Annotated in this window: 17 protein-coding genes; 2 read left to right on the top strand and 15 right to left on the bottom strand. The window is 63.1% G+C overall.

Annotation, left to right across the window (positions count from 1 at the left end; genetic code table 11):
- Positions 1 to 242: 242 nt before the first annotated feature.
- Positions 243 to 719, bottom strand: a complete 477-nt coding sequence (locus NAT21_RS10490; RefSeq protein WP_250938224.1) for a MarR family winged helix-turn-helix transcriptional regulator — start codon at positions 717 to 719, stop codon at positions 243 to 245.
- A 79-nt stretch (positions 720 to 798) separates the two neighbouring features.
- On the opposite strand from NAT21_RS10490, the gene NAT21_RS10485 reads away from it, so the two are divergent.
- Positions 799 to 1,053, top strand: coding sequence for a hypothetical protein (locus tag NAT21_RS10485; RefSeq protein WP_250938223.1), 255 nt, complete (start codon positions 799 to 801; stop codon positions 1,051 to 1,053).
- Positions 1,054 to 1,197: 144 nt separating this feature from the next.
- Here NAT21_RS10485 and NAT21_RS10480 read toward each other — a convergent pair whose 3' ends face one another.
- The 14 genes from NAT21_RS10480 to NAT21_RS10415 form a co-directional block, all read right to left on the bottom strand.
- Positions 1,198 to 2,631, bottom strand: coding sequence for an aldehyde dehydrogenase family protein (locus NAT21_RS10480; protein WP_250938222.1), 1,434 nt, complete (start codon positions 2,629 to 2,631; stop codon positions 1,198 to 1,200).
- A 119-nt stretch (positions 2,632 to 2,750) separates the two neighbouring features.
- Positions 2,751 to 3,605, bottom strand: coding sequence for an intradiol ring-cleavage dioxygenase (locus tag NAT21_RS10475; protein ID WP_250938221.1), 855 nt, complete (start codon positions 3,603 to 3,605; stop codon positions 2,751 to 2,753).
- 54 nt (positions 3,606 to 3,659) lie between these two features.
- Entirely contained in the window at positions 3,660 to 4,703 is a 1,044-nt protein-coding gene (locus NAT21_RS10470) for a maleylacetate reductase (RefSeq protein WP_250938220.1), read from the bottom strand.
- Positions 4,704 to 4,727: 24 nt separating this feature from the next.
- The gene (locus NAT21_RS10465; RefSeq protein WP_250938219.1) at positions 4,728 to 5,294 is read right to left on the bottom strand and encodes a nuclear transport factor 2 family protein; all 567 of its coding nucleotides are present in this window, start codon (positions 5,292 to 5,294) and stop codon (positions 4,728 to 4,730) included.
- A gap of 57 nt (positions 5,295 to 5,351) precedes the next feature.
- Complete coding sequence (locus tag NAT21_RS10460; RefSeq protein WP_250938218.1) at positions 5,352 to 6,278, bottom strand: flavin reductase; 927 nt, start codon at positions 6,276 to 6,278, stop codon at positions 5,352 to 5,354.
- Positions 6,279 to 6,311: 33 nt separating this feature from the next.
- Entirely contained in the window at positions 6,312 to 6,503 is a 192-nt protein-coding gene (thmT, locus tag NAT21_RS10455; protein ID WP_250938216.1) for a 2-hydroxymuconate tautomerase, read from the bottom strand.
- Positions 6,504 to 6,523: 20 nt separating this feature from the next.
- Complete coding sequence (locus NAT21_RS10450; protein ID WP_250938215.1) at positions 6,524 to 7,495, bottom strand: PDR/VanB family oxidoreductase; 972 nt, start codon at positions 7,493 to 7,495, stop codon at positions 6,524 to 6,526.
- 5 nt (positions 7,496 to 7,500) lie between these two features.
- The gene (locus tag NAT21_RS10445; protein WP_250938213.1) at positions 7,501 to 8,259 is read right to left on the bottom strand and encodes an SDR family NAD(P)-dependent oxidoreductase; all 759 of its coding nucleotides are present in this window, start codon (positions 8,257 to 8,259) and stop codon (positions 7,501 to 7,503) included.
- Positions 8,259 to 8,744, bottom strand: coding sequence for an aromatic-ring-hydroxylating dioxygenase subunit beta (locus NAT21_RS10440; protein ID WP_250938212.1), 486 nt, complete (start codon positions 8,742 to 8,744; stop codon positions 8,259 to 8,261). The genes NAT21_RS10445 and NAT21_RS10440 overlap by 1 nt, the downstream gene beginning before the upstream one ends.
- On the bottom strand, positions 8,741 to 10,015 hold the full coding sequence (locus NAT21_RS10435; RefSeq protein WP_250938211.1) for an aromatic ring-hydroxylating oxygenase subunit alpha: 1,275 nt from the start codon (positions 10,013 to 10,015) through the stop codon (positions 8,741 to 8,743). The genes NAT21_RS10440 and NAT21_RS10435 overlap by 4 nt, the downstream gene beginning before the upstream one ends.
- Before the next feature lie 85 nt (positions 10,016 to 10,100).
- Complete coding sequence (locus tag NAT21_RS10430; protein WP_250938210.1) at positions 10,101 to 10,448, bottom strand: IacB protein; 348 nt, start codon at positions 10,446 to 10,448, stop codon at positions 10,101 to 10,103.
- A 55-nt stretch (positions 10,449 to 10,503) separates the two neighbouring features.
- Positions 10,504 to 11,655, bottom strand: coding sequence for an acyl-CoA dehydrogenase family protein (locus NAT21_RS10425; RefSeq protein ID WP_250938209.1), 1,152 nt, complete (start codon positions 11,653 to 11,655; stop codon positions 10,504 to 10,506).
- Positions 11,642 to 12,784 carry an amidase gene (locus NAT21_RS10420; RefSeq protein ID WP_250938208.1) on the bottom strand — a complete coding sequence of 381 codons (1,143 nt, stop codon included), beginning with the start codon at positions 12,782 to 12,784 and terminating at the stop codon, positions 11,642 to 11,644. The genes NAT21_RS10425 and NAT21_RS10420 overlap by 14 nt, the downstream gene beginning before the upstream one ends.
- A 387-nt stretch (positions 12,785 to 13,171) precedes the next feature.
- The gene (locus NAT21_RS10415) at positions 13,172 to 14,104 is read right to left on the bottom strand and encodes a LysR family transcriptional regulator (protein WP_250938207.1); all 933 of its coding nucleotides are present in this window, start codon (positions 14,102 to 14,104) and stop codon (positions 13,172 to 13,174) included.
- 208 nt (positions 14,105 to 14,312) lie between these two features.
- On the opposite strand from NAT21_RS10415, the gene NAT21_RS10410 reads away from it, so the two are divergent.
- A complete protein-coding gene (locus NAT21_RS10410; RefSeq protein ID WP_250938206.1) occupies positions 14,313 to 15,389 on the top strand; it encodes a 4-oxalomesaconate tautomerase in 1,077 nt (358 codons plus the stop codon).
- The last annotated feature ends 65 nt before the right edge of the window (positions 15,390 to 15,454 follow it).

Here is a 15,454-nt window from a genome sequence, read left to right as displayed (position 1 = left end):
GGCGCTCTCCCGTCGATGCACCATGCCCTCCTCACCGGCATGCCCGGTGGCATGGAACAGCGGGAAGAGGATGCACCAGCAGGGGCCGCACCAGTGATTCAGGCAGTGACGCCAGGGGGGCGTCTCCAGCAGCGGCCTCACGCCTTATGATCGTTGCAATCATGAGGCAAGGTCAGGCGCGGATCGAAAGCGGGCATTATCCCGAACGGCAGGTACCGGCCGAGCGAGCCCGCAGGCAAGCGTCAGGGCGCGTTGAGGTTACGGAACATCTTGCTCAGGCACTGGTTGACGTGAACGATCTCCGCCTTGCTCAGACCATCGAACGCCTTTTCCACCACCCGGGCGGTGAGCGTTCTGGCCACCGCCAGCTTGGCTTCACCTTCAGCAGTAAGCACCACCTCGGTGACCCGGCGATCCTGCGGAGAGGGCGCGGTTTCGAGCAGGCCTGCCTCCTGCATCTTGTAGACGATTCTGGTCACCGTAGAGAGCTTGGCCACGACGTGGGTGGAAATATCGGACATGCTCAGGCGGCCCTGCTCATGAAGGATGACCAGCACCCGCCACCTGGACGAACTCAACCCCTCGGGCTTGAGCAGAGCATCTACCTCGGCACTGTACTTTGCATTCAGACGCGCAACCCAGTAGAGCGGAAAATCATGGGCGCGATATTCATCGGAGAGCGGAAAGAAGGAGGAAGCCAACTCGTCCTTGTCGACCATATAAGTGCGCTCCAGGGCGATAAAGTCATTAAAGGGTTTTGCTGTATCGCCTGACCCGTGAAAACCGCCTCGGTGCTGCATGCCTTCGCGTCAGGCACTGATATCAGCCCCGTTGGCAGGTGTCAGGAGAGGACTCGACGAACTGCATGTGATAGCTCGCCGAGAAGCAGAAGTGGCTGATGAAAAAACACCCCGGGGCGTGGACCACTTCGCTCATCGAAGCGCGCCAGCCGCAGCACTCATCAACGCCTCGCTGTACTTTTCGCGCAGGTCATCGGCACACCGGCTGCTGAGTCAGGCCGGTAACGGGACGGAAGATATCAAGCTTGGTTGACGCCAACAACCCCGGCGGCACCTCAGCCGCGGCAGCCCGGCCCTTGTGCGAACCGGGCGGTGCCCGGCGCGCTTCCGATCAGAGAAGGCGGATGGCTGACGCAACAGCCCTGAATCAGCCATCCGTGCTGACATGATGCGTCGGTCAGCTCGCTGCCGGGGACGGCAGCGGGCACGTAAAGCGCAGCTGTGGCGTGGTGAACTCAAGCAGCCCCTGCATCCCGAACTCGACCCCGAAGCCGGACATCTTGCAGCCACCAAAGGGAGTGTCGGGCTGAATCCGGGCGTGACAGTTGACCCACGCCACACCACTTTCCAGACGGTTGGCGATGGCCCGGGCGCGAACCTCATCAGCCCCCCAGACCGAACCACCCAACCCCATTGATGATGCATTGGCACGGCGCAGGGCATCCTCGACATCGGTATAGGCAATCAGCGGCAGCACCGGGCCGAACTGCTCCTCGTCCACCAGCCTCTGGCCATCGCTGACCCCCATGACGATGGTCGGCGGATAGAAGAAGCCGTCCCGCGCCAGGCGCTCGCCACCACACAGCACCTCGGCGCCCTGTGCACGGGCATCATCGACCAGCTCACTCACCAGCGCGAGCTGGTCAGCATTCTGCACCGGACCGAAGGTCACGCCCTCCTCCAGTCCAGCGCCCACCACCTGACGCCGTGCGATGTCAGCCATTGCCTCGCCGAGCTCCCGATACTGGGACTCATGCACATAGAGCCGTTTCAGTGCCGAGCAGGTCTGGCCCATGTTGAGAAAGGCCGCCTGGAAGATCGCCTCGGCCACTGCCGCAATCGGCGTATCCGGCAGCACAATGGCGGCATCATTGCCCCCCAGTTCCAGAGTGAGGCGCTTAAGGTTACCCGCCGAGGCCCGCATGACGCTCTGGCCGGTCTCGGTAGAGCCGGTGAACACGATCTTGTCGATCCCCGGGTGCCCGGTAATGGCGCTGCCCAGGCCCCGCTCCCCCGTGACCACGTTGATCACGCCCCGAGGCACATGGCGGGCAATGATCTCGACCAGACGAATCGTGCTCAGCGGCGTCAGACTGGAAGGCTTGCTGACCACACAGTTGCCCGCACGCAGCGCCGGCATGATGTGCCACACCGCGATCATGAAGGGCCAGTTCCAGGGCGTGATCGAGGCCACCACGCCCACCGGCCGATGGTGCAACTCGATCTGCTGGGCCGGCGTCTGCTCGATCGTCTCCACCGGGATTTCCTGACTCGCCGCATAGCGTGTCCAGGCCACCCCCCCGGCGATTTCAGCATGGGCAAGCGTCAGCGGCTTGCCCTGCTCCCGCACGATCAACCGTGCCAGTTCATCGGCCTCACGTTCGATGTCATCGGCCACCCGAGTCAGCGCCTCGCAGCGCTGCGCATGGCTGGCGCCCTGCCATTCGCCGAAGGCGGACCGGGCGGCGTCGACCGCGCGATCCAGCTGTGCCGGCGAACCCGCCGGGCACCGGGCAAAGGCGCTACCGCTGGCCGGATCGGTCACGTCGAAGTACCCCTCATCGCCCGGCACACGCTCGCCACCGATCAATAGTTCATGGTCACGCATCATGATTCTCCTTGTTTGCAGTCATGACCGGTGTGGAAGGCAAGGTATCGCCCGCCCACCGGGAATAGCCGTCCAGATGCGTTGAGCCCATCCACTCGAGGCGCTCCGGATCCCGGCGTCCATCAATGAGGCGGCTGCGCAATCATCACGAAGTCGGCTGTCGCTTCCCACTCGGTATCGCTCTGATTCGCCCTACGGTACGCCACGATCAACGAGGCCTTGACCCCGAACACGGCGTCCGAGGCCAGGTAGTCGTCGCCGGCCACGAAGAGGTGGGTGACGATACGTTCGTAGTCCGGGTGGGTAAGCAGGAAATGCATATGGGCCGGCCGCCAGGGATGACGCCCGAGCCGGGTCAACATGTTGCCGACAGGGCCGTCGTCGGGGATCGGATAGGAGACCGGCTTGATGCCGACGAAGTCATAGCGGCCATCGGGACCGGTGACGAACACACCCCGGTTGTTCCACGTCGGCTGCCGGCCGGGCTGCTGTACGTCATAGAAGCCGTCGCTGTTGTCCGACCAGACATCGATCCGCGCCCCCGCGATGGGCCGGCCCTCGAGATCAAGCACCCTTCCCGAGTAGCGACACGACTCGCCCTTGCCATCGAGCGAAATACAGCTGCCCATGGGCAGTTCCGGCGCCCCGTCCACGTGGAAGGGGCCGAATACGGTGTTCTCGGTGGCCCCCGCCGGACGGCGATGCGCGAGCGCATCCACCAGCATGGACACACCAAGGGTATCGGAGAGCAGGATGAACTCCTGCCGCTCGTTGTCACACAGCTGGCCGGTACGGGTCAGGAAGTCGATCGCGACCTCCCATTCCTCCTGCGTCAGCCCGACCTCCTTGATGAAGCCGTGCAGATGACGCACCAGCGACGCCATGACCTCACGCAGCCGCGGGTCGGTATCCTCGCCCATGCGCGCATTGACCGCCTCGACGGAGTTGGCTTCGGTGAAATAGTCGATCCGGGACATACTCACTTCTCCTTGTCAGCCCGGTCACCCGAGCCTCGACACGCGATTGCACCCTTACGCCGGGCGCTCGCCACGCCAGGCGCGACCCAGCAGCTCGCGGATGGCATGGCGCTCGATCGGACGCGGGTTCCAGTAGGGGTTCATGACCGCCAGCTCGGTCGCTCGGTCCAGGTCGGCCTCACGCAACCCAAGCGTCTCAAGGGCGAGCGGCGCGCCCAGGCCGGCGGCGAAGTCGTAAAGTCCGCCACCCAGCTCGCCACCGAACAGCCGCGCGGCCGGCGCCAGAACATCGGCCGCTGCCCGAGCGTTATAGGCCGCGGTGTGCGGCAGCAGGATGGCGTGGGTTTCGGCGTGAGGCAGATCAAAACTGCCGCCCAGGGTGTGGCACAGCTTGTGGTGCAGCGACATGCCGACACTGCCCAGCACACTGCCGCACAGCCAGGCACCGTAAAGCGCGTCGCTGCGCGCCTCCAGATCGTGCGGCCGGGCGACGATGGCCGGCAGTGCCCGCTTCAGGCTGTCGAGCCCCTCTACGGCCATCAGCCCGGTCAGCGGGTTACGATCGCGCGCATAGAGCCCCTCCACCGCATGCGCCATGGCGTTCAGGCCGCTGGTGACGCTGATCGCCGGCGGCAGATCAACGGTAAGTTCGGCGTCATAAATCACCACCTCGGGCAGGATGCCGGGCCCCTTGATCGTGGTCTTCAGGCCGTTCTCGGTCTGCCCCAGAATGGGTGTGACCTCGGAACCGGCGTAGGTGGTCGCCACCACGACCTGGGGAGCGTCATTGCGGTGAGCAATCGCCTTGGCCAGCCCCACGGTCGACCCCCCGCCCAGCGCCACGACGCAGTCGGCATCGACCTGCGCGAACGCCGCCATGGCGCGCTCGGTCACGGCTACCGGCGTATGCATGGCGGCCTCACTGAACACTCCGACGGCCAGCTCACCGAGCTGGTCGTGAAGCTCCAGCGCCGCGTTGCGGCGGGTGGGTGTGGACAGCACCAGCGCCCGGCGACAGTCCAGGTGGCGCAGTTCATCGGCAATACGGGCCTGACTGCCAGGCCCGAAGATGATGCGTGCCGGATGGGACGTGTACACGAAATCGTGTGCCATAACGCCTCCTCAGCGCTTGAGCAGTACCGACTCGCTGGGAAAGTCCGTCGCCCAGCCTTCCTTGAGCGGCGCCACGAACACGTTCTCGGTGCGTGTACGTGTAATCTTCCACTGCCCGTCGGGCTCCCTGCGGAACGCATTGTTGAGTCGTGATGAGCGCAGCAGCGCCTTGCCGTCGGAGAAGATCCAGGGCTGGCAGTGAACCCATTGCCCCTCGGCGAGGTCGCCGCGGACATGGATCTGCTCCGAGGTCAGGTAGTGGACGTTGAGCAGCAGCATGGGGTCCGCGTCCTTTTTCCAGAAGCCTTCGAAGTGCCGCCGAATCGCTGCCGCCCCCTCGGCACGCCCGAACTGGCCGTCGTAGTATTCACCGACGCCTTCCCAGACGGCATCCTCGGTATAAAGCGCCATGATCCGATCGATGCGTTCGGCATCACTGGTCACCCCATACTCGGGGATCGGGGTATCACAGAGGAACATGTAGCGCGCCTGCAAACGGCGGATGTCGGCCTCGGCCTCCAGTATCTCGATACGTGCTACCAGCGCCTTCACTTCATCATTCGTTACGTCCGACATGGTCGGTCTCCTTGACTTGATTGGCTTGCTTGCACAGTGACCTCTCGTATGGAGGGGTCACGAAGGGGCGCCGAGACGCTCGATCACGCGTCCAAGCCCCGACTTGAGCGCGTCGGCTTCGTTTTCCGCCAGACTTTCAAACAGACGACGTTCATAGTCGTCGGCCATGGTCAGAAGACGCAGCGCCAGCGCCTGCCCGGCATCGGTAAGACACACGCCCCGGGCGGCATCCATGCTCAGCAGACCGCGCTCACTCAGCGCGGCAAGGGTATCCTCGAGCTCCACGAGCGGTTGCGTCACGCGTCGCGCCAGCACGTCGGCGGCCAGCGGCCCGCTGTCGGCGAGCAGGGTCAGCACCCGCCACTCGTTGTCATTGACACCAAGGCTTGCGAGCCGCGGGTAGAAATCGCCACGATAGGCGGCCAGTGCCTGACGCATCAGGTAAAGCAGGTGCCGGCCCAGCCGGCCATCCATCGCCGGCGTCTCACCGACATCAAGCATCAGCGGGTGCGGCTCGGGAACGGCGTAGCGGCCGTTGTGGAAGACCAGGGCGCTGCCCTCATTGCGGTAGGCATAACGCAACACTTCGCCAACGATGATCAGATGATCACCGCCCTCGTAGACGGCCCAGGTGCGGCATTCGAAATGGGCAGCAGCCCCGATGACTCGGGCGACATCCCCCAGCCCCTTGTCGATGGCAATGCCGGCAAACTTGTCCTCGCCCCGCCGGGCGAAGCGGTTGGAGATGTCGACCTGCTCGTTACCCAGCACATTGACCACGAAGTGCTCGGCGTGGCGGTAGGCATCCAGACTGTAGGCCCCCTTGTCGATGCTCCAGAGGATCAGCGGGGGATCCATTGACACCGAGTTGAAGCTGCTGGCGGTAACGCCATGGTCGTCGTCGCCATCGCGCGCGGTAATCACTGTCACGCCGGTGGCAAACTTGCCCAGCGCGCTGCGGAAATCTCTCGTATCGAAGCTCATGATCGACCCTCCGTTGAGGTAGTCAGACGCGGTTCAGCGGCCCAGGCGCTCGGCGGTCTCGCCACCGATGCCATAGTCGCCCTTGGGAATATCGCTGATGATCACGCGGACGTTGGCCGGTGGCGCATCGAGGGAGTTCGCAACGGCATCGGTCACCTGACGAATCATGGATTCCTTCTGGGCCGGGGTTCGCCCCTCAATCATGTAAACGTGAACGGTTGGCATTGTTGTATTCCTTTGTGGGTTCAGATATCGAGCACGAGCCGATTGCCTTTGGCCCGCGAACAGCAGACACACATCTGGTCACCATCCTCGCGCTCCTCGCCGGTGAGGAAGTGATCGCGATGATCGATCTCGCCGTCGAGGACATCGGTCACGCAGGTGCCGCACACGCCCTCCTCGCATTTCACCTCGACCGCGATTCCGGCACGCGCCAGCGCCCTGGCGATGGTATCTTCAGCGCCCACGCTGACCGTGAGCCCGGAGCGTTCGGCCACCACCTCGAAGGCCTCGCCCGAGACATCGACGTCGGCGGAAAAGAACTCCTTGTGAATGCGGTCATCATCGATGCCGCAAGCGCCCGCACGGCCGATCACCCAGTCCATGAACCCCTGCGGACCACAGACATAGATGTTGGCCCCGGCGCATGCCTCGGCCAGCACGGCGTCCAGATCAAGCCGGGTCGCCGGGTCATCGTCGTGGTGGTAGACCACGGCATCCGCGAGTCCGGCATCCGCTACCGCATCGCGGAAGGCGGTGGCGTCCTGCGACCGTGTGCAGTAGTGCAGCGTGAAGTCCTGTCCCAGCGTACGAAGCCGCCGGGCCATCGCTATCATCGGTGTCACGCCGATGCCGCCTCCGAACAACAGGCTCTGAGGGGCCGCTTCATTCAGGGGGAAGTGATTCCTCGGTCCCTCGACCTCAAGCGTGCCGCCGGTGCGTACGATCCGGTGCAGGGTTTCCGAACCACCACGACTGTTGGGATCACGCAGCACGCCGATCTCGTAGAACCCCGTCTCGGCCGGATCCGAGCACAGCGAGTACTGTCGCCACAGATCGACCTCGGCGTCATGGATGTGTATGTCCAGGTGAGCACCGGCAGTGAATGGCGGCAGCGGTGCGCCATCGGGTGCGCGAAGCCGCAGCCTGGCGATGTTGCCCGGCTCGTCGATGCGCTCGTCGATGGTCAGCGTCAGGCGCGTTTTGGGGGTCTCCATTGGCATCACCTCATGTAGATTCCACCGTTGACGTCCCAGCAGGCGCCGTTGACGAAGGCCGCGTTGGGGCCTGCCAGCAGTACCACCAGTTCGGCAACGAAGTGGGGATCCCCGAGCTGGCCCACCGGGATATTAGCAAGGGCCTGCTCAAGGTTGTTGCCCAGCACCGAACGCACCATGGGGGTGTCCATCGGGCCGGGAGCGATGGCGTTGCATGTGACGCCGAAGGGTGCCAGGTCACGGGCGAAGATCTTGGTCAGGGTCAGGATGGCGCCCTTGGATGCGGCGTAGTGGGCGCCGGTCGCGGTGCCGCCGTTCTGCCCCGCCAGCGAGGCCAGATTGACGATGCGCCCGTAGCCCTGAGCCTTGAAGTGGCGCCCGAAGATCTGACTGCCGGCGAAGGTACCGCCGGCGTTGGTCGCGAGCACGGCGTTGAAATCCGCGGGGTCGATCTCCAGCACCCCCTGCACCGCCGTACGCGCGGCGTTGTTGACCAGCACCTCCACCGAGCCCCAGCGTTCGATGCACTTGTCGAGCACGGCCTGGAAGTCCTCGGGCCGGTTTACATCGAGGGTCGCGGTCATCGCGGTCTCGCCGGAGAGGTCCAGCTCGCTGGCCAGCGCCGCGGCCGGCTCGGGGTCGATGTCGGAGATCACCACCCGGAAGCCGGCACGGTGCAGGGCACGCACCGCCTCGGCGCCGAAGCCACGCGCGCCGCCGGTGACCACTGCGGTATGAATCTTGTCGGGAGCAGGTAGTGTCATCAGAATAAATAGCTGAACGAGTTCAGCATCCCGTCGGAGTTGAGCAGGCGCGCCACCTTGTGACGGATCTTGAAGCCGTCCGGGGTGACAGTGAGGGTGTAGGTCAGGTCCGCGGCCCAGATGCGCTGGCGGCCGAACTTGTCCTCGATCAGATGCTCCGCACAGCGAACCCTGACGTCATCGCCCTCGGTTGCCTCGATCACGAAGCGCGACAGCGTGCGTATGGTACGCGCCGGCGGCGCCGAGGAAATCGAGAAGCCCTGCTGGAAGCGCTTGATGCGCTCGCGCCGCATGTGGGCGTCGTCGTGGCACAGATTGAGTGCGTTATCGAAGTCCTGGGTGTCGCCGATCGGCAGGGTGTAGAAGCCATCGTCGCGCCACAGGGCGAGCCACGCCTCGTAGTCGCGGCGATCAAGCATGTCCGCTTCGGCCCAGATAAAGGCCTGGGCGCTCCACAGCAGGGAATCGTTTCGGGTATCGGTCATGACTGCATCATCCTTTTCCACATGTCGTACGCCGCACGCATGCCGGTCTCGGCACTGATATGTCCGCGCGGTCCCGCCTCGCCGGGCTGCTCGTCCTCAAGGCCACGGTTGATCAGAATGGGCAGCTCGGCGCCCCCCTGAACACCACGCTGAATGCGCTCCCATACCTCCGCATCATCAGGCGAGCCGAAGCCCATCGGGCCCTGGAAGTGCTCGTGCAGCCGCAGCCGCGCACGGTTGGCGGCATCAGGGCCACCGTCCATGCCGATGGCGATATGCCGAACGTCGGTGCAACCGACGTTCACCGGCGTCAGCACGCGGAAAAAGGCCAGCGATAGCGACACGTTGGGGAACAGGTTGAGGTTGAAGCCGGCGCCCCCCACGGCGCGTACAATGCGTCGCACCTGCTGATCGTCATGCCCCTCGTCACGCAGTTCCTGAGCCAGTGTCTGGAAGCGTTCGGGGATCGGTGCATCGAGGTTGTCTTCCAGATCCACCAGTTCGGGGATCATCACCATGACCGAGTGACCGTTGCCGAGATCCTCGACGTAGCCCTTGCCCTGCTCGAGGAACGAGAAGACCTCCTCGGTCTCATCGTCCAGCGACTGCAGGAATGACTTGTGCACCACCGGGAAGTGATAGGCGTCAGTGGTGTTTTCGAGCTGGATCTTCCAGTTCATCGGCACACTGAACTGATGCTCGCCGATCGCCTTGACCGGGTACCCGGCGCCCTGCTTCATGAACAGATCGATCCACTTCGTTACCGGTCCGAGGAACTCGACCAGCGGCTCGACCTCTTCGTTGAAGGTGGCAAAGACCATTCCGGCGTAGGATTCGGTGCGCAGCTTGAGCAGACCATGCTGTGCCTTGTCGAAGTCATCGCCGTACTGCTCGGGATAGGGCAGCGCGCGCAGCGAGCCGTCCAGACCGTAGCCCCAGCCGTGGTAGGGACACTGGAACGAGGCGGTCTTGCCCTGTTTCACCTCGCACACCGTGGCTGCCCGGTGGCGGCAACGGTTGATCATGACGTGGATCCTGCCTTTCCTGTCACGCACCACGATCACCGGGTCACGTCCCACCTGGGACAGCTTGAACGACCCCTTGTCGGGAATTTCGCTCTCATGAGCGACCCATACCCAGGTCTTTTTGAAGATGCGGTCCATCTCGGCGTCGAACAGCGCCGCATCGTCATACATGGGGGTGCGGATATGGTCCTTGAACACCAGTTCATCCGGTTCAGGAACGAGTTCAATCCTGTTGTCGATAGTCATAATGGCCTCGCGCTAGCAGTTTTCAGGTCTTTGCCGACACGTCTGTCGAGAAACGTTTTTCAGGAAACGTCGGAAACAAAATCCGTTACTCGGGGACGACGAGCTCGCGACCGATGCGCGCCTCGACACGGCAGTATTTCCAGAGCTTGTAGGTACCGTCGCCCACGGGCGTGGAACGGAAGAAGTTGCAGGCGTCGACGATGGCTTCGTAGGTCTCGACGTCGGCCATGATGTAGAAGGTCCAGGGCGCGGCAAGAGAGGGGCCGACCTGAATGCGGTCATCGTCCATGATGCCCAGAATGGTGAGGCCGGGCAGGCCATCGATGCCCTGCAGCATGGCCCGGGTGGCTTCCCAGACCTCCTTGGCCTCCTCGGCGGTGGCGTCCATGAAATTCTGGTTGATGCCACAGCAAAACAGTACGCGATGTTTCATGTCGTGATTCTCCGTTAGCGAATGAATGATCCGGTGAGTGAGTGGATGGCCCGACTCATAGGTAGCCCGGTAGCGGGTCGTGGTCGAAGAAGATGGCGCCGGCGTTCTTGAAGGTGATCTCGCCCATGAAGGCATGCTGGGTGCAGAGCATCGAATCACGCAGAATGCGCGACAGCGGATGCCCGTTTTCGGCACCACTCATGCCACTGAGCTGATACACACAGCGGATTGCCTCGGCACATTCCCGCGTCAGATGGGTCGTGGACAGGCGCAACAGGTTGATCTGGTCGCGGCTAGGCTCACCGCCGGCCTCGACAGCGCTCCAGGCCGCCTCGGTGCTCTCGTAGAAGAAGGCGCGGGCGGCGCGCACCTGGGCCTCGGCCTTTGCAAGGCCGATCTGAGCGTATTCGCGCTCCCCCAGGTTCGGCGCACCGGTGACCGATTTGCGGCCCCCGGCCATGGCCCGCATCACATCGAGCGCTTCACGTGCCAGGCCCAGCGTGGTCACGGCCAGCACCTGAGCGGCAAAGGCCAGTGACGGGTAACGAACAAAGGGCGCGTCGATGGTCGCGCTGGCACCGCGTACGAAGGTCCATTCCTCGGCGACGTAGGCATCGTCCACAACCAGATCGTGGCTGCCGGTGGCGGCCATGCCGACCATGTCCCAGGTAGGATCGACTCGCACCTGATCGGGCGGCAGCACGGCCATGCGTGGCGCAGCGCCAGGCTCGTCGGGCTGGATGCCGACACCGCAGAGGGTCGCGCCCATGCAGCCACTGGCAAATTTCCAGCGTCCCTTGATGCGGTAGCCGTTATCGACCTTCTCGGCGGGATGTGGCGGAAAGATGCCACCGGCGAACACGACGTCCGGGGAGTCCTTCCAGATCCGGGTGATGGTGTCCCTGGGCAGTGCGGCCAGGTAGAAGGGATTCATGCCGAAACTCGCCACCCAGCCGGCAGAACCGTCGGCCGCCGAGATCGCCTCAACCATCTTCAGAAACTCGGCCGGGGATTTTTCGTCACCGCCGTAGCATTTGGGCACCAGGGCCCGGTAGACACCGATGTCCTTGAACGCATCGATGATGTCCGCCGAGATATGGCGTTGCGCCTCAAACTCCTCGCGTCGACCACGGATATCGTCGAGCAGCGCATCGAAACGCACCTCGCCGCCCCATTGGGCTTTATCGACCAGGCTATACATACGCATCTCCTTTGATTGAGGGGGTTGCTGCCGAGCGCGCGAGCAGGTAGCGCGCGGCCTGGCAGACACCGGCGTCGTCGCCGCGTCGGCCGACAAGCTGCAGGCTCACAGGGCGGCCATGATCCGTCGCCAGCGGCAGGCTCAGGGCGGGATGCCCCGACAGGTTGAAAGGTCGCACCAGGGAGGAAACCGTCAGGTCCTGCTGCCCTTCTTCAGCAGCGGCGCGAGTCATCGGAAAGTGCGGCAGTGTCGGCAGCGCCAGCACCGCGTGCTCCTCGAGTAGCCGATCGACGCTGGCGACGAAGGCACGACGTACTGCCTCGGCCTCACGTATCTCGGCGTCGCTGGTCTGGGCCGCTGCACGCAGGCGGCGCTCGACATCAGCTCCCAGGCGCCCGCTGTTGAGCCAGGCCCGGCAGGCGATATAGGTCTCGCGATTGATCAGTGCCATGCCCGCTGCGTAGGCCTCATCCATCTGCGGCAGAGCGCGCGTCGAACTGTCCAGCCCGGCGCCTTCCAGACAGGCGGCGACCGCCCCGCTGATCGCCGGGTCGGCGTGGACCTCCAGCGCGCCCAGGCTGGGCGGCGTGTCGTCAGCCGTGACACGGAACGTGGGGTCGACCGCTGCCATGAAGGCAATCAGCGTCTCGAGGTCGGCGCTCAGCGGCCCTACACAGTCGAGGCTGCTGTACGCGGGCATGGCACCCCGACGGCTGAGACGGCCAAAGGTCGGCTTGAGTCCGTAAACGCCGCAGCACGCTGCGGGGACACGAATCGAGCCGCCGGTATCGGTACCGATGCCGATGTCCGCCAGCCCCGCGGCCACTGCCGCGGCCGAGCCACTGGATGAGCCCCCCGGAATCAGGGCCGGAAAATTCGGATTGTCGGGCGTTCCGGTCCAGGCATTGAGCCCACTCATGCCGAACGCCAGTTCATGGAGGTTGGCCTTGCCGACGATGCGATACCCCGCGGCCAGAGTGCGCTCAACGATCGCCGCATGCTGCGTCGCCGCCGGGGCATCGGCCAGCGCCTGGCACCCGGCGCGAGTGGGGTAGCCGGCGATGTCGATGCTGTCCTTGACCACAACCCGCAGGGGGCCGGTGCCAAGATCCAGAGAGTGTACGAGTGCGGACATAAGCGTTTACTTTACCTATCACATGAAATTTCAAGTATTTGGATAAAAAAACGGGCTTCCATAGGCACTCGAACAACACGGACCACGCACCCGGGAGCCAACAACAGCGATGCGATACTCAACGACGATGACGAACGAACTGTCGTGGGTGCTAACGCTGTCCATGCATCCAATACAACCCATATCACATGAATTTTCAAGTAAAGTAAAACCATCTTTAGTCGCAACCTGGCTATCCCGATGGCATGCCTCCTGCCTCCTTCACGGCCTCCCGTGCTTGCTGCGTTCAATCAGGAGCAGGATGACACCCACCGTGATTCACCGGCGCGCCGGGCGGCCCGCCCGACCCGGGCAGGGAGAAACAGGCAGGCAACCGGAGCAGACGTCTCAGTCCATCGTGGAGACCTGGGCAGTCGTGTCATCGTCGCTGCCCTTGTCCCAGTGCCGTAGCAGGGTTTCGACAAAACGCTCCGCCGCGGGTGACAGGGCGCTATCTCGACGGCGCACCATGCCCAGAGTCCGCTTGACCAGTGGTTCAACCAGCGGACGCTGAACCAGTACCGGGTGCTCATCGTCGGGCATCGAAAGCCTGGGCACCGCAGCAACGCCCAGACCGACCTCGACCATGCCCAGCGACGTCGACAGGTGCTGGACTTCGTAAAACCAGGTCGGCCGATTGGCCAGCTCCGACAGCTCATGGTCCAGCAGCATACGATTACCACTCATCTTGCCGACCCCGATCAGCTTGTGCTGAATCAGCTCGGTCCAGGTGACCTGATCCTTGTTCGCCAGCGGATGATCGCGGCGACAGACGAGCACGAAGGGCTCCACCACCAAGGGCGTAAAGAGAATGTCCGGGTGGTGTCCGCTCAGCATGTTGATACCGAACTCCGCTTCACCGCTGAGCACGGCCTCGAGCCCATCGTTGGCACTGAGGTCAAGCAGGCGGATGCGGATGTTGGGATAACGGGCGTTGTATTCGCGAATGACGGCCGGCAGGAAATAGAATGCGGCCGTGGGGATGCAGGCCAGCGTAATCTGGCCAATCCGGTTTTCGGCCAGCGCACGTATGTTGAACAGGGCATGATCGAACTCATCAACCAGCCGTTTTGCCTGAGGAAAGAAGTCACGCCCTACCGTGGTCAGGGACACGCTGCGTGTCGTGCGTGACAGCAAGGCGGTGCCCAGTATCGACTCGAGTTTCTTGATGCGTCGGCTCAGCGCCGGCTGGGAAAGATTCAGCGCCTCTGCCGCGCCCTGAAAGCTTTCCAGCTCTACTACCTTCAGGAAGGCCTTGATCTGCTGTAGCTCATAGTTCATTGGTCGAACCCGGCTGAACGGTGCATTAATTACCCCCTCACGCATTATTTAATTTATCTATTACTTTCAATTAGTTACGTTATATCGCCGCATATATGCATGAAACGCATCAATTAACTATATAGTTGCATTAGATAAGACATTCCATGCATGTCAGTTTGCCTTCCACCAGGGCCAGGTCAAGTGGCCACGATGAAAGGAGCAACGGATGAAAAGCATTCCCTGCGTGCTGATGCGCGGCGGCACATCAAAAGGCCCTCTGTTTCTCGGCAGCGATCTGCCCGAGGATGAGCACCTCCGCGACGAGATGTTGCTGGCGCTCATGGGGTCAGGCAACGAGCTCGAGGTAGATGGTATCGGGGGCGGTTATCCGCAGACCAGCAAGGTCGCGATCGTCTCGCCCTCCTCCGAGCCAGGCATCGATGTGGATTATCTGTTCGTTCAGGTGATGGTCGAGCAGCGCCGCGTCGATACATCCCCCAATTGCGGCAATATGCTCAGTGCGGTAGGTCCCTTTGCGATCGAGCAGGGGCTGGTAACGGCCTCGGGTGACACAACCCGCGTCACCATTCGCAATGTGAATACTCAAAGCATCATCGATGCCGACATTCAAACCCCGAACGGTCAGGTCACCTACGCAGGCGACACCCGGATCGATGGCGTACCGGGCTCGGCTGCACCGGTGTTGCTGTCGTTTCGCAATGTGGTCGGTGCCAAGACCGGCGCGCTGTACCCGACAGGACAGGCGCGGGACATCATTGATGGTATCGAAGTGACGTGTGTTGATGCCGCGATGCCCATGGTACTGATTCGCGCCGCTGACCTCGGCAAGCGCGGGGATGAAACACCGGAAGAACTCGATGCTGACCGTGAACTGCTGAAGACGCTCGAGTCCCTCCGACTGAAGGCGGGCCATGCCATGGGCCTGGGTGACGTCTCGAACAAGGTGATTCCCAAACCCGTGCTGATCAGTGCACCGCGTGAAGGTACGCTCCAGGTTCGTTATTTCATGCCAAGCCGATGCCATCGGGCGCTCGCGATTACCGGTGCTGTAGGCCTTGCGATTGCCTGCGCCGATGCCACCGGCATTACCAAGGGCCTTTCGGCAGCACCGAAGGACAACGGACTCATGGACTTCGAACACCCAAGTGGCGCCCTGTCGGTGATCAGCCATTGGACCGAGGGAGAACAGTGGCCGAGCTGTTCGCTGGTGCGGACCGCACGCCGCCTCTTCAGCGGCACCGTTTTTGTTCCGGACGAGACTGAAACGACAGTCGCTGGGTAAATTCACCTGAAAATCTCGCACGCCAGCCTGCTTACACGATTTTCATCCTTTCAATAAAAACCAGA

Origin of the sequence: Larsenimonas rhizosphaerae, from assembly GCF_023700005.1 — a bacterium.
Taxonomy (GTDB): domain Bacteria; phylum Pseudomonadota; class Gammaproteobacteria; order Pseudomonadales; family Halomonadaceae; genus Larsenimonas; species Larsenimonas rhizosphaerae.
This window is presented reverse-complemented; position numbering and strand designations above follow the sequence as displayed.

What these genes read in the sequence shown, in the direction of transcription:
- NAT21_RS10430 (WP_250938210.1), bottom strand. Translation starts at nt 10,448, where the DNA reads ATGAAACATCGCGTACTGTTTTGCTGTGGCATCAACCAGAATTTCATG.
- NAT21_RS10410 (WP_250938206.1), top strand. Translation starts at nt 14,313, where the DNA reads ATGAAAAGCATTCCCTGCGTGCTGATGCGCGGCGGCACATCAAAAGGC.
- NAT21_RS10445 (WP_250938213.1), bottom strand. Translation starts at nt 8,259, where the DNA reads ATGACACTACCTGCTCCCGACAAGATTCATACCGCAGTGGTCACCGGC.
- thmT (WP_250938216.1), bottom strand. Translation starts at nt 6,503, where the DNA reads ATGCCAACCGTTCACGTTTACATGATTGAGGGGCGAACCCCGGCCCAG.
- NAT21_RS10460 (WP_250938218.1), bottom strand. Translation starts at nt 6,278, where the DNA reads ATGAGCTTCGATACGAGAGATTTCCGCAGCGCGCTGGGCAAGTTTGCC.
- NAT21_RS10490 (WP_250938224.1), bottom strand. Translation starts at nt 719, where the DNA reads ATGGTCGACAAGGACGAGTTGGCTTCCTCCTTCTTTCCGCTCTCCGAT.
- NAT21_RS10450 (WP_250938215.1), bottom strand. Translation starts at nt 7,495, where the DNA reads ATGGAGACCCCCAAAACGCGCCTGACGCTGACCATCGACGAGCGCATC.
- NAT21_RS10480 (WP_250938222.1), bottom strand. Translation starts at nt 2,631, where the DNA reads ATGATGCGTGACCATGAACTATTGATCGGTGGCGAGCGTGTGCCGGGC.
- NAT21_RS10420 (WP_250938208.1), bottom strand. Translation starts at nt 12,784, where the DNA reads ATGTCCGCACTCGTACACTCTCTGGATCTTGGCACCGGCCCCCTGCGG.
- NAT21_RS10485 (WP_250938223.1), top strand. Translation starts at nt 799, where the DNA reads ATGCCTTCGCGTCAGGCACTGATATCAGCCCCGTTGGCAGGTGTCAGG.
- NAT21_RS10435 (WP_250938211.1), bottom strand. Translation starts at nt 10,015, where the DNA reads ATGACTATCGACAACAGGATTGAACTCGTTCCTGAACCGGATGAACTG.
- NAT21_RS10415 (WP_250938207.1), bottom strand. Translation starts at nt 14,104, where the DNA reads ATGAACTATGAGCTACAGCAGATCAAGGCCTTCCTGAAGGTAGTAGAG.
- NAT21_RS10465 (WP_250938219.1), bottom strand. Translation starts at nt 5,294, where the DNA reads ATGTCGGACGTAACGAATGATGAAGTGAAGGCGCTGGTAGCACGTATC.
- NAT21_RS10440 (WP_250938212.1), bottom strand. Translation starts at nt 8,744, where the DNA reads ATGACCGATACCCGAAACGATTCCCTGCTGTGGAGCGCCCAGGCCTTT.
- NAT21_RS10425 (WP_250938209.1), bottom strand. Translation starts at nt 11,655, where the DNA reads ATGCGTATGTATAGCCTGGTCGATAAAGCCCAATGGGGCGGCGAGGTG.
- NAT21_RS10475 (WP_250938221.1), bottom strand. Translation starts at nt 3,605, where the DNA reads ATGTCCCGGATCGACTATTTCACCGAAGCCAACTCCGTCGAGGCGGTC.